The sequence below is a fragment of the Alteromonas sp. BL110 genome, assembly GCF_003443615.1.
Taxonomy (GTDB): domain Bacteria; phylum Pseudomonadota; class Gammaproteobacteria; order Enterobacterales; family Alteromonadaceae; genus Alteromonas.
On sequence record NZ_CP031967.1, the window covers coordinates 3,746,460 to 3,769,184 of the forward strand.

A 22,725-nucleotide genomic window follows, 5' to 3' on the forward strand; every position below is an offset into this window, starting at 1 on the left:
TGGTTATTATAGGTAAGTTGAAACAATTTAAAAGTAAAACTGTGGAAACTTTGTTTTCTCGCCGAAAATTTGCCCATGAATAAACTTTTTAAAAAATCTGTATATATATGTAGACCCTGTAGCATGTGGCCTGACCAGCATGTAAGTGCACGATTTTTCTAACGAATAAGTAAAATAAATAAAACTTTTAATGTATTGAATTAACATCCTGTTAAACTAAACTTAAAGAGTTTCGCCCATTTAGTAGTTTTTTGCGCGTATTTAAGTGGAAGTGTCCATGCGGTTAACAATTATAAATAAAATCACTTTAGGTTTCGGCCTATTCGGCTGCCTACTATTGCTTACAAGTATCCTTTCCTATTTCGGCTTAAGCAGTATTAAGGACTCTGCACAAGACGTTGTAGAACAAAAAATGCCAGTACAGACCAGTATGGTCAAAGTAAAAACTGAAATATTGTCTTTATCGGTCATAACGGCCAATGGTTATCACGTAGAAAGTAGAGACGAATTAGAGGTTAACAAGCAAACCTTCGATACGCTGTCTTCTAGTTTTTCCGATGATTTGTCGCGACTTAAATCTCTGATGCCGAACAACGCAATAGCTAAAAATGCTGTTGAAGTAAGTTCAAGCTATGTGAGCGACAGCAATGAAATGTACATTGCAATTAATGAAAGAATGAATATTGAAAATGCACTTGCTACGCAGCTTGAGAAAGTACTTATGACGGCAGACGAAGCGAGCGCATTGATGCTAGATCTTTCTTATCTTGATAGCAATGACCCTAGCCTTGATACGCTTATTGGCGCTGGTACCGCTATTGATAATAAGTTACTTACTATGAACGATTCATTTATTGAATTAGCTGAATCGAACGATGCTACGCAAAGCCAAAATATTATTGAAGATCTCGAATACCAGCTAAGTAATTTGCAAGTAGATAAGGATTATGTAAACCGTTTGGCTACTAGTGTGGACGACGGTGGCACAATAGAAGCGTTCAATGAACAATATGAGTTACTAATAGGCGCGGTGAATGGTTCAACCGGTCTAATCGCATTGCAACGTCAAAAACTCGCTGAAGTCGACAAAGCAGCGCAAGCGCAAAAACGGGCAAAACAAGCGCTAGAAACCGCGCTTGCTGATATAAATACTCTGTTTGATACCGTTCAAGCGAAATCTCTGGAAGGGCAAAACGCGATACTTGAATCGGTACAAAAAAATTTAGTTCGCAATACTATAGTTGCTGTTTTAGGGCTTACGGCTGCCATATTTCTCGCGGTGATTGTGACGCGCAGTATTTCAAAGCCGCTTGGGCACATAAACAAAGGGCTAAGCCAGTTAAGTCAAGGGAATTTAAGTACCAAATTACCCGAAGAGGGTAACGATGAGTTTTCTGCACTTTCAGCAAAGGTAAACAGCTTAACCGACAGCCTGCGAGAATTAGTAGGGAATATTCTTGAGCAGGAAAAGCGCTTAATTGAAATTACTAAAGAAAGTGTTGAGCTTGGTAATAAGAGCTTGTCTGAAGTGGATAAACAACGAGAGCAAGTTACGGTTACTTCCACCAACACTAGAAATGTTCAAGACAAAAGTCGCAGCAACCTTACACAAATTAATGAAGCGATGGATGCATTACGTACTATCACAAAGCAAAGTACTGGCATTGGGATGCTGGTTCAAAGAAGTAGTGAGCAAGTTAGTAATCAAGCCGACCAGGCTGAGTCTTCTGCTCAGATTATTGCGCGTTTAGATGATAACTCCAGGAGTATTGGTAGCATTTTGGACGTTATTAAAACTATAGCAGAGCAAACTAATTTACTAGCGTTAAACGCCGCTATTGAGGCTGCGCGGGCGGGTGAACAGGGCAGAGGCTTTGCAGTAGTTGCAGATGAAGTACGAACATTAGCAAATCGAACGCATGACTCCACGGAAGAAATTGAGCAAATGATTGGCAATTTACAAAAAGATGCAGCGCAGGCTGTGAAAGCCATCAACGCTGGTCGAGAGCAAGCGCAAGAAGGGGTGGAAATAACCCAACAAGTTTCTCAACAAGTCGAAAGCATTAGAGAAATAATTGAACGTTTGAGCGACATTAACGAACACATTGTTGAGGACACAGAGCAGCAGGATGTGTTACTTGGTGACGTGGCCACAAGTTTAAACCGTATTGTAGCGCTGGCCGATTCAAGTGCACAGAGTACCAGACAGTCGAACGAATCGACTATGATGCTAGACGCGCAAACAGAGAGTTTAAGAAAGGCGGTAGAGCGTTTTCAGCTATAGTGAGTTCAATGGTGCAAAAGAATAAGCCAAAATTCAAAGAGTTATTTTATACATAACAAAAAGCCGCTCCAGTAGAGCGGCTTTTCACTTGATAGCTATTTGATAGCCAATTTATAGCTGTCTCAACAACGTCTACGCCAATTCTGCCAAGCAAAGCTCATCGTGAATTTGTTTGCACCAGGCTTTAACGCGAGAGTCTGTTAGTTCTGGCTGACGGTCTTCATCAATACCAAGACCAACAAAGTGGTTATCGTCTGCCATGCCTTTAGATGCTTCAAAGTCATAGCCTTCCGTAGACCATTGACCTATCAAAATAGCGCCTTTGGCTTCAACAATGTCGCGCACCATGCCCATAGCATCTAGGAAGTATTCTGCATAGTCTTCTTGGTCGCCACAACCAAAAATAGCAACTAGCTTGTCGTTAAAATCAATTTGCTCAAGTTCAGGGAAGAAGTCATCCCAGTCACACTGTGCTTCGCCGTAGTACCACGTAGGGATACCGAAGATAAGCAAATCAAACTCAGCGATGTCTTCTTTACTGCTCTTGGCAATATCTTTTACATCAATTAGCTGTTTACCCAATTCCTTCTGGATCATTTTCGCAACATGTTCGGTGTTACCCGTGTCACTTCCGAAAAATAGGCCAACGCTTGCCATATCTAACCTCTATTAATCGTTACTAATTAAACGCCTGTGCTTAGCCAAAACCATTCAATTATGCCCTTCGCAAGAAACCCTAAAGCGCCTAAACCAAGCACGCCATAGGTAACCACTCGTCCAATAAGTGGAACATCGTTCTTACGCAGTACATCGTGTACGGCAAAACCCATCAATCCAAAAAGAATAGATAAGCCGCCATACAGCATAATGGACTCAATGAGTTCGTAATTTTCTGCAAGCATAGTGTTGTTACTTAAAAAATTCTGGCGCAACTATATCACAGTATGTACGCCTGTAAGAGCCTAAAACGTTCAAAAATATGTAATAATAGTCATTCTCATCCTGTCGAATGAGAAATCTTACACTTTATGACGATTTGTTGAGCGTTCTCTCTACAATACTGTTAAATATCGCTGGTTTTTCTGCGTGTAACCAGTGCCCTGTACCCTCAATAATATGCGCTTTCGCATTTGGAAAGTAGCGAGCTATTGCATTGCGATAGGCCGGTGTAATGTAGTCGGATTCGCTGCCCTTTATAAATAAGGTTACCCCATCGAACGTTTGATTTGTTTGCTCCCAATCAATAATGTGCGAGTAACTTTTGATTAGCCCACTCACGTTGAAGCGCCACTTCCATGCTCCACTTTCATCTTGATATAAGCTCTTTAAAAGGAACTGTCTAACGCCCATTTCTTTAACGTGGGCAGCCATTTGTTTTTCAGCGTCCTTTCTACTTTCAATGGTATCCAAAGAAACTGAATTCAATCCATCAAATACAGCTTGGTGGCTGTGGTCATAACTCACTGGGGCAATATCAGCTACGATCAAATGTGTAATATTCTCGTTGTGATTTAAGGCCAGCTTCATTGCAACTTTTCCGCCAAGGGAATGCCCTAATACAGCGCTTTTTTTAATATTTAAAGATTGCATAATGCTGTAAATTGCGTCCGCGGCATCTGACATAGAAAAACTATCAGTCCACGGAGACTCACCGTGATCCGGAAGGTCTACACTTATAATATTAAAAGCTGATTCAAAATGCCGTTTAACAACGGCTAAATTATCCGCATTACCAAAAAGCCCATGGATTAAAATTAACCATGGTGATGATGAATCTCGCTTTGAAAGTTTATAATTTAACTTCACGACTTATTTACCCATGAATATTGTCTGCTAAACACTGCTTTAGTCGTTAGAAACGAAATAAGGCCTGTAAAAACAGACCTTATTAACACGTTAAGAAGTAATATTAATTAATAGCGTAATCGCTAAGTGATTTACCACTATCTAGTGCATCTTTGTAAACGCGAGGCATACGACCAATGCCAGTCCACAAGTGCTCTTCGCCACTGTCATCCACAAGTTTGTATTTAACAGGGCGCTTCTTACCTACGTTTTTATTTGTGCTGGTATCTAAAGCTTGTAAATCTTCTACGTTTAGACCTGCTTCTTCCATTTGTTGTTTAATTGCGGCAAGTTTTTCTAACTTTTCTTTTTTAAGTTTTTCTTGTTCGAGTAATTTTTCTTTTCTTTTTTCTATTATACCGCTAAGTTTTTCCTGAACCTGTTCAAGTTCTTCTATGCTTAATTCCTTAACAGCACCTTGTAAACGTCTTCCATGGGTTAAAATATCTAAAAATTCGCTCATTAATTAACCTTAATACGTTGTACTCAATTTCTATAGGATAATAATTAAAAGTAGCACAAAAAAAAAGCGAGCTAGGCTCGCTTTTAAAAAATATAAGTTAAATAACCGAATAATGCATTAATTTACATATTTGGGTAATTCGGGCCTCCAGCACCTTCTGGTACAACCCACTTAATATTCTGACTAGGATCTTTGATGTCGCAAGTTTTACAGTGAACACAGTTTTGCGCATTAATTTGGAAGCGTTTTTCACCTTCTTCTTCAATAACCTCATAAACGCCAGCAGGGCAATAACGTTGTGCGGGTTCTGCGAATTTTGGTAAATTAACCTGTAAAGGAATAGACGGGTCTTTTAATTTTAAATGACACGGCTGGTCTTCTTCATGGTTTGTATTAGATAAAAACACGGATGAGAGTTTATCAAAGCTAAGCACGCCATCAGGCTTCGGATATGATATCTCTGTGGCATCTTTTGCTTCTTTAAGCTGCGCGTAGTCTTTATGCTCGTCTTTCATAGTGAAGAACAAATTACCGTTAAAGAAATTTTGTTCTACTGTGTTAAACGCGCCACCCCAGAAATTACCTAGCTTATGAATAGCAGGGCCGAAGTTACGAGAACGGAATAATTCATCATACAACCAAGAGGATTTGAATTTATCTGTAAAACTAGTTAGCTCTTTTACTGGTGCTTCTGCGTTTTCTGAAATGGCCTCGAAAATACTCTCGGCTGCGAGCATGCCCGACTTCATCGCTGTGTGGTTACCCTTAATTTTCGCAAAATTCAGGGTGCCTGCTTCACAACCTACCAGTAAGCCACCTGGGAAAGTCATTTTAGGTAACGAATTAAACCCACCTTTAGCAATTGCACGTGCACCATAAGATACTCGCTTTCCGCCTTCAAGGTACTGTTTAAAAACAGGGTGGTGTTTTAAGCGCTGGAATTCGTCGAATGGGCTTAAGTACGGATTGTCGTAGTTAAGGTCGACAATTAAGCCTACAAATACTTGATTATCTTCAGCGTGATATAGATAGCTACCGCCTGTGGCATCATCAAGTGGCCAACCTGCACTGTGCACGACTAAGCCCGGCTGGTGCTTCGCTGGGTCGATATCCCAAATCTCTTTAAACCCGATAGCGTAATGCTGAGGTGAGCTGTCTGCATCTAGCTTAAAGTGAGAAATGAGCTCTTTACCCAAATGACCGCGGCAGCCTTCTGCAAACACTGTGTATTTAGCACGCAGTTCCATACCTGGCATGTAGCCATCCTTAGGCTCGCCGTCTTCACCCACGCCCATGTCGCCGGTAAGCACGCCGCCAACACTACCGTCTTCGTTATAAATAACTTCAGAAGCTGCAAAGCCGGGGAATACTTCAACACCTAGCTGTTCGGCCTGTTCTGCTAGCCAACGGCTAACGTTACCCATAGACACTATATAGTTACCGTCATTGTGCATAGTTTTGGGCGTAATACCGTTTGGTAACTTCTTCGCTGACGTTTCATCATTAAGTAAATAGATGTGGTCTTCGGTTACCGGCGTGTTAAGTGGCGCACCTTTCTCTTTCCAATCGGGAAATAGTTCGTTTAGCGAGCGGGGCTCAAATACCGCGCCTGAGAGAATATGTGCACCTACCTCGGAGCCCTTTTCGACCACACAAACCATAAGTTCTTGGTCTTTTTCATTCGCAAGCTGCATAAGCTTACAAGCAGTTGATAATCCAGCTGGGCCGGCACCGACGATGACTACGTCAAACTCCATCGATTCTCGTTCCACGGGAGGCTCCTTATGTTTGTATTTTTATAGTGCACTATTGATGAAACAAATAATGCTTTGTGTCAAAAACATGTAAATTAATTGTCGTTTTGCAAGGTAATGCAGGTTGACGTTTACGTCAACAGTAAGTACATTGCAAAGCAGTTTACGTTAACGTTAACTGGCGGCGCATTATACCTGCTCGTAAACGTGGTGTTAACGTCGTTTTAAGGCTAGCCTTTAAAAAACGTGCGTTCCACAGTTTCTTTTTTAACGTATAAGCATTGTTAAAGTTTCAAAAAGCGTGGTGAAGTAATACGTTTTTAATTATTAATAGTTAATTATTAATGAAACGTAATTAGCACTGACGAACTCAACAATTGAGGTAAATATGAAAATACTCGTACCGGTCAAACGCGCGATCGACTACAACGTTAAGGTAAGAGTGAAGGCTGATGAATCAGGCGTAGATCTTACAAACGCGAAAATGGCTATTAATCCTTTTTGCGAAATTGCTGTTGAAGAAGCCGTTCGATTAAAAGAAAAAGGCGTGGCCACTGAAATCGTTGTTGTTTCAATTGGTGACAAAAGCTGCCAAGAACAAATACGTACAGCACTAGCCCTAGGCGCTGACCGTGGTATCCAAATCGATACAGACCAAAATCTTGATTCACTTCAAGTGGCAAAGCTTTTAGCTAAAGTGGTTGAAGAAGAACAGCCTCAACTTGTTATTCTTGGTAAGCAGAGTATTGACTCTGACAACAACCAGACGGGCCAAATGCTGGCAGCACTAACAGGTATGCCTCAAGGTACCTTCGCATCAGAAGTGGTTGTAGATGGCGAGAAAGTGAATGTAACTCGTGAAATTGACGGTGGCCTTCAAACGGTAGCGCTTTCGCTTCCGGCTGTTGTAACGACAGATCTTCGTTTGAATGAACCACGTTATGCATCGCTCCCAAACATTATGAAAGCTAAGCGTAAGCCTCTTGATGTTAAAGCTGCGGCAGATTTCGGCGTAGCACTGGAATCAAACGTCAAGGTACTTAAAGTTACACCTCCACCTCAACGAGAGGGTGGTGTTAAAGTTGCAGACGTGGCTGAGTTAGTAGACAAGTTAAAAAATGAAGCAAAGGTGATCTCATGAGCGTACTCGTATATGCAGAACACGATAATGCAAGCTTAAAAACTGAAACGCATAAGCTTGTTAATGCCGCACAAAAAATGGGTGGAGATATTCACGTATTAGTAGCGGGTGAAGGTTGCCAAGCTGTTGCTGAAGCTGCGGCGCAAATTGACGGCGTTGCAAAAGTGCTGTGTGCCGATAATGCAGTCTATAAAAATCAGCTGGCAGAAAATACGGCTGACTTAGTGTTAGAACTGGCTGGCGACTACAGTCACCTTGTTGCAGCCGCGACCACAACAGGCAAAAACTTTATGCCTCGCGTAGCAGCATTACTAGACGTTGCGCAAATCTCAGACATTATTGGTGTAGAGAGCGAAGATACTTTTGTTCGTCCAATCTATGCAGGCAATGCCATCGCTACTGTTCAATCGTCTGATGCGAAAAAGGTGATTACGGTTCGTGCCGCATCGTTTGATGCAGCTGCAACAGGCGGTAGCGCAGAAGTAGTAACAGTTGATGTTGTAAAAGGTAGTGAGAAGTCTGACTTCGTATCAGCAGAGCTTACTGAGTCTGAGCGCCCTGAATTAACTGCAGCAGAAGTGGTTATTTCTGGTGGTCGCGGTATGCAAAATGGGGAAAACTTCAAGCTTCTTGAAGGCATTGCTGACAAACTTGGCGCTGCTATTGGTGCGTCGCGTGCAGCGGTAGATGCTGGGTTTGTTCCGAATGATATGCAGGTTGGCCAAACAGGTAAAATTGTTGCACCTCAACTTTACATTGCAGTAGGTATCTCGGGTGCAATTCAGCACCTTGCAGGTATGAAAGATTCCAAAGTTATTGTTGCTATCAACAAAGATGAAGAAGCGCCAATCTTCCAAGTTGCTGACTATGGTTTAGTAGGTGATTTATTTGAAGTACTTCCAGAGTTGGAAGGCTCTCTTTAATTAGCGCTTTAAAGCTAAATAAGACAAAGGCTGCAGTATGCAGCCTTTTTTGTAGTGGACATACTCAAAGCGAATCAAGATTTCGCTTGGTATAGGACTAACTATTCAAACACGCACAACCGAATTATCTTCTATGCTAACAGGCGAGGGGATATAAGCGTCGGCTTCCCAGTCGTTTTCCCATTTTTCGCCATCGATAAGGTAACGAAACTGGTATTCGTGATCTTTTTCCAAGTCCACGGTTAAGGTGAAATCGCCGCTTTTAAGCTTTTTCATCGTCAGTGGCTGTGTTTTCCAATCAGTGAAATCTCCACATAGTGCAGCTTCTTTCGCATCTTTTGCTGCTTCCGCATTCAGTCGAAATGTCACTTTGCACAGAGGTTTTGATTTAAGGTATTGTTTCTTAAGACTCATAATGTGTTTTCCCTTCAACGTAGCGAAATCATTCCCGAGGCTATTTCCCATTAAAGACTTAGCTTGAACAACAGCCGTCGGTTAACTCATAACCAATGAGTGCTTAAATAATCAACGAAAACCTGATAATTATCAATCTTACTTTGTATTCTTTTAAGAATTTTCTATATTAGAGCTTCGGATTTTTGCGTGCATATTAAAAACAATAATCAGACACAAAATTTAACAATCTAACTGAGCATAAAAAACGCAAAATCAGTACACTAGTGTTGAAACAATAATAATAGAATTTAGTGGGTAATCAGGTGGTAAGTGAGTAGCGCAGTAATTTACTGTTGAAATTTCACTAACTCGGATGCCTTCTCTTCCAGGGATAGTAAATGAAAAACTCCATGTTAATGAAAAGTGGTCTTCCATTAGTCATCGTGCTAGTCGCATTTATCGCCGCGACGGTTATGATCAAGTCACGTAAGCCGCCGGAACAGGTGCCCGTAGAAATCCCCGCTTTTCTTGTTGATGCTAAGGAAGTAACAGCAGAACCCGTAAATTTTGTTGTTAAATCTCAAGGCAATGTAGTACCACAAAATAAAACATCGTTAAGTGCACAGGTCAGTGGTCAAGTGATAAGCCTGTCGAAAGTTTTTGTTGCTGGTGGAACTTTTAAAAAAGGCGACGTACTTGCCACGTTAGAGCAAGATGATTACCGCACTGACCTCAAACTAGCCGAAGCTGAATTGGCTCAAGCAAAAGCAGCCCTTCAAGAAGAAATAGCTCGCGGTAAAGTAGCCGAACAAGAATGGCGTTCAGTCAGAAACGTAGCCCCGCCTGAGTTAGGCTTAAGAAAGCCTCAATTGGCAAAAGAACAAGCCAACGTAAAAGCGGCAGAAGCTAAGTTGGAACGCGCAAAGCGAAACCTAGCTAGAACGCAAATAACTGCGCCCTATAATGGAATAGTGGTCGAGCGAAATATAGATCTTGGTCAGTTTGTTGCCATGGGATCTGTACTTGGCACTATTTACTCTACCGATACCGCGGAAGTTAGGCTACCTATTACCGACAGCGACTTAATGTTTATTAACATTGCTGGGCAGTCTAGCGAAGGAGCACCTGTTTCATTAACAGCGACTGTTGGTGGTGTTAAACGCGTTTGGGAAGGTCAGCTGGTTCGTTCAGAAGGTATTTTGGATACAGGAAGCAGAGTGGTGTATGCCATTGTTGAGGTGCAAGACCCTTACAATTTGCAGTCCTCACACAAGTCACCGTTGCGTTTTGGTCAATTCGTTGAAGCGGAAATTACCTCCCGTCAAAACGAAGAGCTTGTTGTATTACCTCGCAGTATTTTGCGTTTAGACAATACCGTACTTACTGTAAACGATAATCGCGAAATTGAAATCATGCTTGTCGAAGTAGCCCGCACCACAGCACAAGATGTGTTTATTCGCTCAGGTATTGCGGAAGGAAGTTTGGTGGTAACCAGCGCTGTGCCAAACCCATACGACGGAATGAAAGTGCGCCTGCCAGGTGACGAGCCCGTGCTTGCTGACACTGCTGAAGCAGATACTACCGATAGCGCGGATATCGTTGAAAGCGAATCATCGAAAGGTGACAACTAATGAGTCGCATCGATACCAATAAAGGCTTAATTGCTTGGTTTGCGCGTAATAATGTAGCGGCAAACTTATTAATGATCTTGCTTATCGTTGGCGGGCTGTTCAGTGCGTTCAGTATACAAAAGCAAGTGTTTCCTAGCTTCGAAATTGACGTTATAAGCGTGCGCGTTCCTTATTTAGGTGCTGCACCTCAGGAAGTAGAAGAAGGTGTGCTTCTTAAAATTGAAGAGGCCATAAAAGATTTAGAGGGCATCAAACAGCTAAACTCAACTGCCGTTGAAGGCATGGGGACGGTAAGTATTCAAGTTGAGGAAGACTACGATGTTCAGTCTCTACTTGATGAAGTAAAGGTTCAAGTTGATGCCATTCCAAGTTTTCCAGCGGATACTGAAAAGCCCGTTATATATCGCCAAAAAATCCAACAGGACGTGATATGGCTATCGGTTTACGGTGATGCTTCTGAAAGGGAGTTAAAGGAGTTTGCTAAAGACTTACGCGATGACATTGCTAACTTGCCGGGTATATCAAGTGTTCAGGTTGTAGGTGCGAGAGATTATGAAATTTCTGTAGAACTTTCTGAAGTTGATTTGCAAAAGTACAACCTTACGTTTGCTGATGTGGTAGCGCGTTTGAGTCAAACCAGTGTTGACTTACCAGGTGGTTCAATCCGCACGGAAAACGGCGACATACTGCTTAGAACAAAGGGGCAGGCCTATACCGGTTGGGACTTTTCCCAAATAGTATTAGTCACAAATTCAAACGGTACCCGCGTTACGTTGGGCGATGTTGCCTATATCAACGACGGCTTTATCGAAAACAATCAATATGCGCTGTTTGATGATAAACCAGCGGTTAGCTTGCGTGTGCAGGCTGTGGGCGATCAAAATGCCTTGGAAATTTCTGAGCAAGTTAACAATTACGTTGATAGTCAAAAATCGGAGTTTCCCGCGCATATTACTGCCGATACGTGGGGCGATAGCTCATTCTATTTAGCTGACCGACTTAACATGATGCTTGAAAACATGTTCTTCGGTGCGCTGCTTGTATTTTTAGTGCTTTCACTGTTTTTGAAAATTAAGCTCGCGTTTTGGGTCATCGTGGGCTTGCCAGTCTGCTTCCTTGGCACCTTACTTGTAATGCCGTTAGATATGGTTGGCGTGTCCATCAACATGCTTAGTCTATTTGCATTCATTCTTGTATTGGGGATTGTGGTAGATGACGCAATTATCATGGGTGAATCGGCTTACTCTGAAATAGATAAAAAAGGACACAGTGCTGATAACGTTATTGCGGGCGTTAAAAAAGTTGCTATGCCTGCAACTTTTGGTGTTTTAACCACTATTGCCGCGTTTTCACCCATGCTTATGGTATCCGGGCCGTTCGGCATTATTTGGAAAACCATCGGTATGGTGGTGATTGTTTGTCTTATTTTCTCGCTTATTGAATCGAAGTTAATCCTGCCGGCTCACTTGGTGCACATGAAGCTTAAGCCTTATGACCCGGAAAAAGCCAACGCGTTCCAAAAGTTCCGAGACTTCTTTAGCGAAGGTATAAAGACATTTATTAATAACAAATACGCGCCGTTTTTAGCAAAAGCGATACGCAATCGCTATACAACAGTGGCCGTGTTTTTGGCCATGCTTATTCTTACTGTAGGGCTATTTGGTGGCGGGATCGTGCGCTTTGTGTTCTTCCCGAATATCCCAAGTGACTTTATGATGGCCAGCTTTGAGTTAGAGCCCGGCTCCTCACTAGAGCAGCGCGACAAGGTGCTCACTACACTTCGTGAAGCTATGCACCGTATGGATGACAAAGTCGCGGAAGAGACGGGCGAAAATGTCATTAAGCACGCTATCGCCTTTGACAATGGTAACTTAGGTGGTGAAATTTTTGCTGAGCTTACGAAAGGTGAAACCCGCACGCTAACTGATTTTGAAATTCAGGATATGTGGCGTCAAGAGGTCCCTGAAATTCCGGGAGTGAAGTCATTTAATATTAGCTCTCCGGGTGGTCCTGGCGGCGGCTCTGACCTTAGCTTTGAATTTAGCTCCAGCGATATTAAAGCATTGCGAGCTATTAGTGATGACATAAAAGAGGCTTTAGATAAATACGAAGGCGTTACGGATATCAACGATACTTTTTCAGGCGGTAGCGAAGAAATTCAGCTAGCACTGAAACCTCAGGCCGATGCGTTAGGCATTTCACTTCGCGATTTAGGCCAGCAAGTTCGCTTTGGCTTTTACGGTGCAGAAGTGCAGCGTATTCAGCGTGATGATGAAGAAATAAAAGTCATGGTACGCTACCCGAAAGCGGAGCGCAGCTCTATTGAACACCTTGAAAACATGCGTGTTCGCGCGCCAAACGGTCAAGAAATTCCGTTCGAGCAAGTGGCTACATTCACTGTAGGCCAAGGTTTCGATTCAATTATTCGTGTAGATGGTAAACGTTCAGTCACCGTAACGGGAGTCGTGGATAAAGCATTGCTTGACCCGTCAGAAGTGACTAACGATGTGATTGAAAACTTAATGCCAGACCTACTAGCCCGCTATCCAAGTGTTGAGTTTCAGCTTCAAGGAAATTCAAAAGAGCAGGCTGATGCTATGTTTAGTTTAATGCAGGGACTCTTGTTTGCGTTATTTGCTATTTATGCCTTACTCGCCATCCCGCTTAAATCTTATAGCCAACCCTTGATAATCATGTCGGTGATCCCTTTTGGTATTGTTGGCGCCATAGTCGGTCATTTGGTATTGGGCATGGCGGTTAGCGTTCTGTCTGTCTGCGGCATCATCGCCTTATCAGGTGTTGTGGTGAACGATAGCTTGATTATGGTGGACTTTGTGAATCGCGCGCGTAAAGAAGGCATGTCGCTTATGGATGCGGCTATTAGTGCTGGTACGCAGCGTTTTAGAGCTATCATCCTGACTTCATTAACAACTTTTATGGGGCTCATGCCGATAGTGTTCGAGCGCAGCCTACAGGCTCAGGTTGTTATTCCAATGGCGGTTTCTCTGGCCTTTGGTATTTTATTTGCCACGGTGATCACCTTGCTGCTTGTTCCTGCGCTGTACTTAATTCTAAACGACATTAAAAATGTGTTTAAAGGTCGAAAACACGCAGAACTTACGACAGAAAGCTAAATAGACGATGCCGGGTAACACCGGCATTTTCTTTTAAGGACTGACAAAATGAAGAAAAATCTAATTTACGCTGCGGTAGTTGCTGCATCTGCAGGCTTAACCTTTGCCTGCACTAGTTCAAATACCGCTAATACTAATTTGGTTGAAAATGAAACCCAAAGCCTTGCTATGCCAAAGTTACCTAGTTACCCAGCAACTAAAACCGTTGCGCAGCAAGATAACTATCACGGCACTATGGTAAGCGACCCTTATCGTTGGTTAGAAGACGAAAAGAGCGAAGAAGTTAAAGCTTGGGTCGAATCGCAAAACACTTTGGCTCGCCCTTATTTAGCAAATTTACCCTCTAGAGAGCTTTACAAAGAGCGCTTAACTACCTTGTGGGATTATGAAAAGTATTCGACACCTTACATGGTGAACGGCAAGCTGTTTTATTCTTATAACGACGGCCTGCAAAATCAATACGTACTTTATATGTCCGACGGCGTGAACGGTGAACCTGAAGTACTTATCGATCCGAATACATTGAGTGATGACGGCACCGTGTCAATGGCGTCGACTGAACTCAGCCCTAAAGCGTCTTATCTTGCCTATATGCTGTCTGATGGCGGCACCGACTGGAAAACCATCCACGTTCGTAACACCAGCAGTAAAACAGACTTAACCGATACCATTGAAGGCATTAAGTTTTCAAATATCGCATGGCTTCCCGATGAAAGTGGTTTTTTCTATTCTCGTTACCCACAAAATGAGGCGGGTAAATACGATGATAGTCAAACTGTATCTATCTATTTTCACGCTATAGGTACAGAGCAAACTGCAGATAAAAAAATCTTTGCATTTGAGAATAAACCCACTTGGAACCCATATCCATCAGTTGTGCAAGATGGAGATACCTTGCTTATATCCGTATTTGAGGGATATCAGGCTAATGGGGTTTATGCTAAATCTCTTGAAACAGAAAAAAGTGAGCTAGTTCCCGTTTTCGATAAATGGGATGGACGATACGATTTAATCGGCGAACACAAAGATGCGCTATTTTTTAAGTCTACCGCGGGCGCGCCAACTGGCAAGGTTATCAAAGTCAAATATGATGGTGGTGTTAAAGAAACAGGCACTGTAATTGAAAGTACCGCAGATACCTTGTCTAGTGTTTCACTTTTAGGAGAAAAGCTTTTTGCTCAGTACCTAAAAGACGTAAAAGGGCAAGTGAGTGTCTTTGATTTAAGCGGCAAAAAAGTTGATGAAATTGCGTTTTCCGATATCGGTAGCGTGAGCGGTTTTTATGGCGGTAAAAACGCAGATACCACTTTTTATAAACTTACTGGGTTTACTAACCCGGGTCAGGTCTATGCCTATAACGTTGAAAGTGGTGAGTCATCACTATTTAAAACTATCAACACGGGTATTAACTACGACGACTATGAAACCAAGCAGGTGTTTTATACCAGTAAAGACGGCACTAAAGTTCCCATGTTTCTTGTGCACAAGAAAGGGTTGAAGCTAGACGGAAACAACAAAACCCTATTGTACGGTTATGGTGGTTTTAATATCTCACTGCTTCCACGGTATTCAGTGTCACGCATGGTTTGGGTAGAGCAAGGCAACGTGCTGGCTATCGCAAACTTACGAGGTGGTGGTGAATATGGACAGCAGTGGCACAAGGCTGGTACTAAGCTTAACAAGCAAAACGTTTTTGATGACTTTATTGCGGCAGGTGAGTATTTAGTTGAAAGTGGCTATACCAACCCAGACAAAATGGGTATTCAAGGTGGCTCAAATGGTGGCTTACTTGTGGGCGCAACACTTACCCAGCGACCTGATCTCTTCTCTGCAGCACTACCTGCAGTGGGCGTGTTAGACATGCTTCGCTACCACACGCCCAGTGCGAACGCCCGCGCTTGGTCTTCCGATTACGGCTTAAGTGAAAACAAAGACGAGTTTGATGCGCTTTATGCTTATTCGCCACTTCACAATACTCAACCTGGCACTTGCTATCCGGCCACATTGGTAACAACAGGTGATCACGATGACAGAGTAGTACCGTGGCATAGCTATAAGTTCGCCGCGCAATTACAGGCAGATCAAGGATGTGATAACCCAGTACTTCTTCGTGTAGAAACCCGCGCGGGTCACGGCGCAGGTACGCCTACGTGGATGCGAATTGAGGGGTATGCCGACCAGTGGGCGTTTTTAGAATCGGCGCTTAATTAACTTCTCATTATTTCGAAAGAAAACAAGCCGCTGTAAAAAGCGGCTTTTTTGTTTGCATTTTAGACAAATGACCATATACTGTATAAATATCAGTATGGTTTATTTTGAGTCTTATTCGGTTGGGCTACGTCGCACAACCTTTAGGAGAAAATTATGCAAACAGGCATTAAAGCGGTTGATCAACTTATTTCAAAACACGGCATTATGGCTGATTTAGGTGCAGACACGTTTCAACGCCGCGCTCGCCTTACAGGGGGCGATGAGCGCGCAAACGCACTGCCTTTTTGTATGTATCAAAAAGTGGCACACGCCCCTTTATCAAAGCAATTTACCGTGCACCATTTTTATATGCCCGCAAATAAAGGAAAGTTAGCGAGCTTTTTGTTTGATGAAAAAGGGCATTTGATAGAGCAAGTCTACTATCAAAAAGTCGCTCGCTGGGTGCAAGTGTGTAGAAAACTACAGCAGTTAGTGCAGGTGCCAACCTCAGACGTTCACATGGCGGCGTAAAAGACATAAAAAAGCGGTGCCGTTTTTTAACGGCACCGCTTTTCATAAATAATGTAGCTACTGTAAATAAAGTTGCTACTTATCTTTGCTTAATAGTAAGTGTACTTGAACTCAACACCCCAAACGCGAGGCTCATTTACGATACCTGTGAGGTTGTTGAAGTCGATTGCACCTTTAACGTTATCTTCGTCAGTAATGTTACGACCAAATAGCGCTACAGTGTAATTGTGCGCGAAGTTTTCGTAACCAATGCGTAGGCCGCCTTCAAAGTTGTCGTCAGTAGTGAACTCAACTGCTTCGTAAAGGAAGATGTTGGTTTCACCCTGGAACGCCCAATCAGTAAATACAAAGAATTCACCGTCATCACCCATAGGGATGGTGTAGCGTGCTGTGAAGTTGAAGATAGACTCTGGCGCCTGTGGGAATGGGTTGCCGTCGATCGAAGCAACAAACCCGTCTGGACGAGGGTCAGTTACAGTACAGTTACCGGTAAAACCATCAGCAGCGCTTGTACCACACGGAGAAACAGTCAATGAATCATCTTTAATCTCAGTGTGGTTGTAGCTGTAACCTGCTGTAAACGTAAGCTCATCAGTAGCAAGCCACTGTGCGTCTACTTCAAAACCGTAGGCTTCACCTTTGTCTGCGTTTACAAGCGCAGTAAAGTTGTTGCCACCACCAATGGCTGAGAACTGCATGTCATCAACAGTATAGTAGAACGCGGCTGCGTTTAGGCGTAATGAATCGTCGAACAAGTCAGACTTGATACCAAGTTCAAAAGAGTTGATGGTTTCAGCGTCTGCGACGGAAGGCGAGCCTTCAAATGCAACGTCACGACCTTGAATTGTTTGTGCACGGAAGCCGTTAGCATAGCGAGCAAAAACAGACATATCATCAGTAACGCGATAGTTTGCGCTTAGTTCAAAGCTAGTTTGACCGTCGTCTACATCAATGTTTTCGTAGTCTTGTACTTCAGCTGCGCCTATCACTAACGCGAAGCCGTTAACGTTTTGATCACCAACCACTAGGCTCTTAGAGTCATGTGTATAGCGAATACCGCCCGTTACATTGAGCTTCTCGTTTACTTGATAAGACGTTTGGCCAAATACTGCCCATGTTTGGTTCTCATGGAATACAGTGGTTGCACCAAAGAAGCCGTCGATGCTGGTAACGTTAAACGATGCATCGTAGTAGAAAGCACCTAGCTGCCAGTTCAAGGCATCAGTCGTGTTGCTAGCAAATCTAAACTCTTGCGTATACTGTTCTAGATCGTCAAGGTTATCTTGCGTTACCGCTGAGAAAGGAATGAAGCCAGGGCCTGATGTACCATCGGCACGATTAAAGCCACCATCAACATCACCTAGGCTTGAACCGTCAGCAGTCTCAATAGCTGAGATAGACGTGAATGTAACCTCATCCATGTCGTACTCTAGTTTAAGTGACGCACCAAAACCGTCGTACTCTTGTGGGTTGTTATCAATACCATCGCCCTGCAGGTCGCCATCGTAGTATACGGTCTCGCGATCGTAATTAGCGTTAAGCTCGTTGCTACCTTTAGTAAATACATTAGCGCGGAAAATAGAGGCTGTACCTTCAAGCTCACGGCCGTGTACGTTTAATAGGGCAGAGAAGTCAGCTGATGGTTCCCAAAGAAGCTGTAGACGATAGGCTTTTTCGTCGTAGCCACCAATGGCATCGTTTTCGCCTGTGAAGGCATTATCAATGTAGTCATCACGTTCTTGCGATAGCAATGATAAACGGGCAGAAAGCTCGTCAGTAAGGCCGCCGCTAATCGCGCCTTCAAAATTCATAGTTCCATATGAACCAAAGCCAGCTTTCGCATAGCCTTCTACATCTTGTGTAGGTTTAACGGTGTCAAATTTAATAATACCGGCTGTGGTGTTACGGCCGAATAACGTGCCTTGTGGACCACGAAGTACTTCAACTTGTTGTACGTCAAAAAGCGGGAAGCTTTTTAGTACCACATTTTCCATTACCACTTCATCCATGATAATAGAAACAGGCTGTGATGCAGCTAGGTCAAAATCGGTATTACCTAACCCGCGAATGTAGAAGCGTGGTGCAACACGACCGTTTGAAGACTCAGCGTAAAGGCCTGGAACGCGAACCGCTAAAGCAAGAATATCTTCACCGCCTGAGAATAGGCTTTCGAATTTTTCACCGCTTAATGTCGCAACAGAAATAGGGACTTCCTGAATAGACTGGGTACGCTTTTGTGCGGTAACGGTAATTTGTTCAAGTGAGGCTTCTTTTTTTTCTGTCGATGCGGCCTCTTGAGCAAGAACTGAAGAGCTGAACGCAGCACTAACAGCTAACGCTAGTGTGGCGATTTTATGTGTTCTCATGTTTCCACCAAGATGATTTTAAAATTATACTTTTGTAGTGTTTTTAGCACAAAAATAATCGATTCATGCTTGGCGCTGCATTTTACACAAACTTTGACACAAAAACTTCAAATTTGTGCAACAGAACGCGCATTCTCATCATAAATGCACAATATTAGTTAGATTGCATATGCTTGAAACGCCTTAATGCACAGGCATGAAACATATTAAAGCAAATAAAGATACTTAATGGTGCGCTTTATATAGCGATGTTCGGTAAGTGATTAACTTCGTTTAAATTTCGCGCGATACTGAGAAGGCGACAATCCTGTCGTTTTTTTAAAAAGGCGAGTGAAAGAACTGAGATCTTCGTATCCTACCGCACTTATCAAACTCTCAAGCGGCATGCTGGACGTTTCGAGGAGTTTCCTTGCGTGTTCAATGCGCAGTGACTGTAAATACTGGCCAGGCGTTGTGTCGCACGCGTTTTTAAAGCGGCGAATAAGCGTGCGCTCAGTCATGTTATGTTGGTGGGCCAAGTCGCTTAGCTTACATTTGTTCTGTAGATTTCTTTCCAAAAACGACTGAACCGCTTTAATATCTTTGTCGGTGTGGAATCGCCGTTGGCGACTGCTGGCATATACCGTTTGGCTTGTTCTTGACACATCTAACACATGAGACTTTGCGGTATCGCTGGCAATTTGGTGACCACAGTAGCGCTCTATCAAAAGTATGGATAGATCAATCCATGCCATACCGCCGCCCGCGCAATAGACGGTGTCGTCCTCTGTCACCATTTTTTCTGGCTGCAGATTTACGCTTGGAAACATGGTTTCGAATTTATCAGCATAACCCCAGTGAGTCGTTGCGGTTTTATTGTTAAGCAAACCTGTCTGCGCTAATAAAAAGTTACCCGTGCAATTAGCTGCTATATCCGCTCCCATTTTTTGAAGGCGCTTTATATGAACCAGTAGCGGCTGTGTATCAGTCAGTACCTCATCAATATCGCCACCGATAGTTGGAATCAGCAAAACATCAGTGTGAGATACATCTTCAATAGCAATATTGGGCTGTAGCACAACTTGATTAGTACACAGAATAGATTGCCCGTGATGACTCGCCAGTTGCACTTTAAATTGTGGTGCAGTGGGCAGATTGTGAATTCGCTGCCAACTGATACCAGCAAAAGCGAACACATCGAGTGCGCCTGTAATGGCAGATGCCAATGCTTGATCGAACCCAAGTACAGTAACAGTAAATTTAGTGCTATTCATAAAAATAATTAAATTTATAAAGGAAAATAAAACACAGTGATTAATGGCGGTATTAGCCATTATTGTGTCATAAATGACAATAATGGCATGGTAACGAATATGACACAATGCGTTAACAAATATTCGTAGAGGACAGGACACCATGGCCGACCAACTTATTCCCCGCCGTGAAATGCAATTTCAGCTGTACGAGGTATTGAACACAGCAGTACTGTGCGAAAAGCCACGCTTTGAAGAACACAATGTTGAAACCTTTAACGCCGTTATAGATATGGCAGAAAAAATGGCAGAAGAGTTGTTTCTTCCTCATAACGCAGTAGCTGACAAAAACGAGCCTACGTTTGATGGCACTAAAGTGTCGATGATCGACGAAGTGAAAGTCGCTTTCGATACGTACAGGGAATCAGGCTTTATTGCGGGTCACTTCGATTTTGAAGATGGTGGTATGCAGCTACCCGTCACCGTAATGAATGCCTGTGCTGGATATTTTTTAGCGGCAAACCCGTCGTCTACTGCTTATCCCTTTTTAACAGCGGCTGCCGCCAATGTGATTAAACATTTTGCCTCAGACGATATCAAAAGCGCATTTTTACCAAAAATGCTGGCAGGCGATTTTACCGGAACGATGGCGCTTACCGAGCCTCATGCGGGTTCGTCCCTTGCCGATATTCGCACCTCTGCGAAGCCTCAGGATGATGGTACGTACCGCATCAAAGGTAGTAAAATTTATATCTCAGGCGGTGAACATGAGCTTTCCGATAACATTGTTCATTTGGTATTAGCAAAAATTCCTGGCGGTCCTGCAGGTGTTAAGGGCATTTCACTATTTGCCGTACCTAAGTACCGTCTTGATGCAGACGGCAACCCAGATGTACGCAATGATGTAACACTTGCCGGCCTTATTCATAAAATGGGTTATCGAGGCACCACTTCAACGGCGCTAACGTTTGGTGAGAACGGCGATTGTCATGGCTACCTTATAGGTGAACCCCATCAAGGTTTGCGCTATATGTTCATGATGATGAACGAAGCACGTATAGGTGTGGGCTACGGTGCGGCAATGATAGGGTATCGCGGCTATAGATATTCATTAGAGTACGCAAAAGACCGTACACAAGGTCGCGCTGCGCCGAATTTGGCCCCCGAAGACGACCCAACGCCTATAATCAATCACGGCGACGTGCGACGTATGTTGCTAGCGCAAAAAGCGTATTGTGAAGGCGGTATGTCCCTTTGCTTATACGGCAGCATGCTCATCGATGAGATGGAAACCGAATCAGACAGTGAAAAGCGTACCGAGCTTTCACAGCTTCTCGATCTATTAACCCCTGTATTTAAGGCGTGGCCGTCAGAGTTTGGCCCTAAAGCTAACGACTTGGCTATTCAGATTCTAGGCGGCGCTGGCTACACCCGCGAATACCCGGTTGAACAGTGCTGGCGCGATAACCGCCTAAACCCAATTCACGAGGGTACTAACGGCATTCAGGCGTTAGACCTTTTAGGAAGAAAGCTATGGCAGCACGACGGAAAAGGTTTGCAAGTTTTACTATCGCGAGTAACAAGCGACATGAAACGCGCAGAAACCCCTAGGGCACAGGCGCTGGCGGCAAAACTAAAACCTTATTTGGACCAGCTTGGCGCACTTATACAACAAGCGGCAGCAGACCTACGCTCTGATAAACAGTCTGTGTTGCTAACCAACGCAAGCTGCTTCTTAAACATATTTTCCAGCTGTGTAGTGAGTTGGATTTGGCTGCGCCAAGCTAACGTTGCCGAGCAAGCGTTAAGTAATGGTGCAGGCGATCAGGATGTTGACTTCTACGAAGGAAAACTTGCCGCAGCAGAATATTTCTTAAATTGGGAATTACCGTTGGTAAGTCGCGATATAGAAGTACTGACGTCACGAGAAGCATCTTGCAACAATGTAAAGGCAAGCTATTTCTAAATACATAACACTACTATGTGCGCATAAGACATTGCAGAAGACAATGTTGCGCACATAAATTGAACTGGAGTACAGCTAATGAATGTAGCTGCAAATGTTGAAGGCAAACATATTCTTATTACTGGTGGCGGGTCAGGTATTGGTGCCGCATCGGCCCGTGTATTAAGTGCACGTGGCGCAATTGTGGGTATTGCCGATTTAAATGAAGACAACGCGAATGCATTGGCTAAAGAAATCATTGCTACAGGCGGCAAAGCCTATGCAGTAACTGTTGATGTTACCGAACCTGCTCAGGTCAAAGCTACGTTTGAAACAGCGCTTTCTCATCTTGAAAAGATAGATGTGATCATCAATAACGCGGGCATTGATCATTTTCCTGCGCCACTTACCGAAGTCGACGACGCTATGTTTATGAAAAACATTCAGGTCAACTTAGCTGGTGTTTGGTACTGCATGAAAAACGCGCTGAAGCACATGACCACGACTGGTGGCGGTCACATAATCAATATCGCCTCTGTAGCAGGGTTACGTTCAGCGCCAATGATAAGTGCCTATAGTGCGTCAAAGCACGGGGTAATAGGGCTAACTAAATCGGCGGCGGTGGAATACGCGCGAGCGAGCATTCGTATTAATGCGGTATGTCCGAGTTTTGTTGATACGCCTATGGTTCAAGGCGTGTTATCTAAACTAGATGAACGCGGTCAAAAAGGGTTAATTGCAGCCAACCCAATGAAACGTTTGGGTAAGCCTGAAGAAATTGCAAATGCTATTGCATGGCTGTGTAGTGATGAATCGTCATTTATGACGGGGCAGTCCGTGGTGCTTGACGGCGGTATGTTGGCATAAGCGCCAAGTGTGATGAAGATAAA

At 43.4% G+C, this 22,725-nt stretch carries 17 protein-coding genes; 9 read left to right on the forward strand and 8 right to left on the reverse strand.

The window, feature by feature from the left end:
- The first annotated feature begins 277 nt into the window (after positions 1–277).
- Positions 278–2,284: a methyl-accepting chemotaxis protein gene (locus tag D1814_RS16210; protein ID WP_118494351.1), complete on the forward strand. Its 2,007-nt coding sequence runs from the start codon at positions 278–280 to the stop codon at positions 2,282–2,284.
- Positions 2,285–2,416: 132 nt separating this feature from the next.
- Here the strand turns inward: D1814_RS16210 and fldA are convergent, their stop codons facing one another.
- From fldA to D1814_RS16235, 5 genes are all read right to left on the reverse strand, one after another.
- A complete protein-coding gene (gene fldA, locus D1814_RS16215) occupies positions 2,417–2,941 on the reverse strand; it encodes a flavodoxin FldA (RefSeq protein WP_118494354.1) in 525 nt (174 codons plus the stop codon).
- A 26-nt stretch (positions 2,942–2,967) separates the two neighbouring features.
- On the reverse strand, positions 2,968–3,186 hold the full coding sequence (locus tag D1814_RS16220) for a DUF2788 domain-containing protein (RefSeq protein WP_012519093.1): 219 nt from the start codon (positions 3,184–3,186) through the stop codon (positions 2,968–2,970).
- 124 nt (positions 3,187–3,310) lie between these two features.
- Positions 3,311–4,090: an alpha/beta fold hydrolase gene (locus D1814_RS16225; protein ID WP_118494357.1), complete on the reverse strand. Its 780-nt coding sequence runs from the start codon at positions 4,088–4,090 to the stop codon at positions 3,311–3,313.
- Positions 4,091–4,193: 103 nt separating this feature from the next.
- Positions 4,194–4,592, reverse strand: a complete 399-nt coding sequence (locus D1814_RS16230; RefSeq protein ID WP_118494360.1) for an H-NS histone family protein — start codon at positions 4,590–4,592, stop codon at positions 4,194–4,196.
- Between the two features lie 122 nt (positions 4,593–4,714).
- Complete coding sequence (locus D1814_RS16235; protein WP_118494363.1) at positions 4,715–6,364, reverse strand: electron transfer flavoprotein-ubiquinone oxidoreductase; 1,650 nt, start codon at positions 6,362–6,364, stop codon at positions 4,715–4,717.
- Between the two features lie 370 nt (positions 6,365–6,734).
- On the opposite strand from D1814_RS16235, the gene D1814_RS16240 reads away from it, so the two are divergent.
- Together D1814_RS16240 and D1814_RS16245 are read left to right on the forward strand one after the other, a co-directional pair.
- Positions 6,735–7,487, forward strand: a complete 753-nt coding sequence (locus D1814_RS16240; protein WP_118494366.1) for an electron transfer flavoprotein subunit beta/FixA family protein — start codon at positions 6,735–6,737, stop codon at positions 7,485–7,487.
- Positions 7,484–8,410: an electron transfer flavoprotein subunit alpha/FixB family protein gene (locus D1814_RS16245; RefSeq protein WP_118494369.1), complete on the forward strand. Its 927-nt coding sequence runs from the start codon at positions 7,484–7,486 to the stop codon at positions 8,408–8,410. The genes D1814_RS16240 and D1814_RS16245 overlap by 4 nt, the downstream gene beginning before the upstream one ends.
- Positions 8,411–8,515: 105 nt before the next feature.
- Here the strand turns inward: D1814_RS16245 and D1814_RS16250 are convergent, their stop codons facing one another.
- Entirely contained in the window at positions 8,516–8,824 is a 309-nt protein-coding gene (locus D1814_RS16250) for an isoamylase early set domain-containing protein (RefSeq protein WP_118494372.1), read from the reverse strand.
- A gap of 380 nt (positions 8,825–9,204) precedes the next feature.
- Here D1814_RS16250 and D1814_RS16255 point away from each other — a divergent pair, with 380 nt between their 5' ends.
- The 4 genes from D1814_RS16255 (at position 9,205) to D1814_RS16270 (ending at position 16,292) form a co-directional block, all read left to right on the forward strand.
- Positions 9,205–10,437 (forward strand): efflux RND transporter periplasmic adaptor subunit, encoded by a 1,233-nt coding sequence (locus tag D1814_RS16255; protein ID WP_118494375.1) that lies wholly within the window; start codon positions 9,205–9,207, stop codon positions 10,435–10,437.
- Positions 10,437–13,571, forward strand: a complete 3,135-nt coding sequence (locus D1814_RS16260; protein WP_118494378.1) for an efflux RND transporter permease subunit — start codon at positions 10,437–10,439, stop codon at positions 13,569–13,571. Before D1814_RS16255 ends, D1814_RS16260 begins: the two co-directional genes overlap by 1 nt.
- A gap of 48 nt (positions 13,572–13,619) precedes the next feature.
- Positions 13,620–15,782 (forward strand): prolyl oligopeptidase family serine peptidase, encoded by a 2,163-nt coding sequence (locus tag D1814_RS16265; RefSeq protein WP_118494380.1) that lies wholly within the window; start codon positions 13,620–13,622, stop codon positions 15,780–15,782.
- Between the two features lie 153 nt (positions 15,783–15,935).
- Positions 15,936–16,292 carry a hypothetical protein gene (locus D1814_RS16270; RefSeq protein WP_118494382.1) on the forward strand — a complete coding sequence of 119 codons (357 nt, stop codon included), beginning with the start codon at positions 15,936–15,938 and terminating at the stop codon, positions 16,290–16,292.
- An 89-nt stretch (positions 16,293–16,381) separates the two neighbouring features.
- Here D1814_RS16270 and D1814_RS16275 read toward each other — a convergent pair whose 3' ends face one another.
- Positions 16,382–18,658, reverse strand: a complete 2,277-nt coding sequence (locus D1814_RS16275) for a TonB-dependent receptor (protein WP_118494384.1) — start codon at positions 18,656–18,658, stop codon at positions 16,382–16,384.
- Positions 18,659–18,921: 263 nt separating this feature from the next.
- Positions 18,922–19,911 carry a GlxA family transcriptional regulator gene (locus tag D1814_RS16280; RefSeq protein ID WP_118495418.1) on the reverse strand — a complete coding sequence of 330 codons (990 nt, stop codon included), beginning with the start codon at positions 19,909–19,911 and terminating at the stop codon, positions 18,922–18,924.
- A gap of 142 nt (positions 19,912–20,053) precedes the next feature.
- Between D1814_RS16280 and D1814_RS16285 the strand changes: the two genes are divergently transcribed.
- Both D1814_RS16285 and D1814_RS16290 read left to right on the forward strand, forming a co-directional pair.
- Positions 20,054–21,856: an acyl-CoA dehydrogenase gene (locus D1814_RS16285; protein WP_118494386.1), complete on the forward strand. Its 1,803-nt coding sequence runs from the start codon at positions 20,054–20,056 to the stop codon at positions 21,854–21,856.
- 78 nt (positions 21,857–21,934) lie between these two features.
- The gene (locus D1814_RS16290) at positions 21,935–22,702 is read left to right on the forward strand and encodes an SDR family NAD(P)-dependent oxidoreductase (protein ID WP_118494388.1); all 768 of its coding nucleotides are present in this window, start codon (positions 21,935–21,937) and stop codon (positions 22,700–22,702) included.
- The last annotated feature ends 23 nt before the right edge of the window (positions 22,703–22,725 follow it).

What these genes read in the sequence shown, in the direction of transcription:
- fldA (WP_118494354.1), bottom strand. Translation starts at nt 2,941, where the DNA reads ATGGCAAGCGTTGGCCTATTTTTCGGAAGTGACACGGGTAACACCGAA.
- D1814_RS16245 (WP_118494369.1), top strand. Translation starts at nt 7,484, where the DNA reads ATGAGCGTACTCGTATATGCAGAACACGATAATGCAAGCTTAAAAACT.
- D1814_RS16230 (WP_118494360.1), bottom strand. Translation starts at nt 4,592, where the DNA reads ATGAGCGAATTTTTAGATATTTTAACCCATGGAAGACGTTTACAAGGT.
- D1814_RS16270 (WP_118494382.1), top strand. Translation starts at nt 15,936, where the DNA reads ATGCAAACAGGCATTAAAGCGGTTGATCAACTTATTTCAAAACACGGC.
- D1814_RS16275 (WP_118494384.1), bottom strand. Translation starts at nt 18,658, where the DNA reads ATGAGAACACATAAAATCGCCACACTAGCGTTAGCTGTTAGTGCTGCG.
- D1814_RS16220 (WP_012519093.1), bottom strand. Translation starts at nt 3,186, where the DNA reads ATGCTTGCAGAAAATTACGAACTCATTGAGTCCATTATGCTGTATGGC.
- D1814_RS16260 (WP_118494378.1), top strand. Translation starts at nt 10,437, where the DNA reads ATGAGTCGCATCGATACCAATAAAGGCTTAATTGCTTGGTTTGCGCGT.
- D1814_RS16290 (WP_118494388.1), top strand. Translation starts at nt 21,935, where the DNA reads ATGAATGTAGCTGCAAATGTTGAAGGCAAACATATTCTTATTACTGGT.
- D1814_RS16250 (WP_118494372.1), bottom strand. Translation starts at nt 8,824, where the DNA reads ATGAGTCTTAAGAAACAATACCTTAAATCAAAACCTCTGTGCAAAGTG.
- D1814_RS16265 (WP_118494380.1), top strand. Translation starts at nt 13,620, where the DNA reads ATGAAGAAAAATCTAATTTACGCTGCGGTAGTTGCTGCATCTGCAGGC.
- D1814_RS16210 (WP_118494351.1), top strand. Translation starts at nt 278, where the DNA reads ATGCGGTTAACAATTATAAATAAAATCACTTTAGGTTTCGGCCTATTC.
- D1814_RS16255 (WP_118494375.1), top strand. Translation starts at nt 9,205, where the DNA reads ATGAAAAACTCCATGTTAATGAAAAGTGGTCTTCCATTAGTCATCGTG.
- D1814_RS16240 (WP_118494366.1), top strand. Translation starts at nt 6,735, where the DNA reads ATGAAAATACTCGTACCGGTCAAACGCGCGATCGACTACAACGTTAAG.
- D1814_RS16280 (WP_118495418.1), bottom strand. Translation starts at nt 19,911, where the DNA reads ATGAATAGCACTAAATTTACTGTTACTGTACTTGGGTTCGATCAAGCA.
- D1814_RS16285 (WP_118494386.1), top strand. Translation starts at nt 20,054, where the DNA reads ATGGCCGACCAACTTATTCCCCGCCGTGAAATGCAATTTCAGCTGTAC.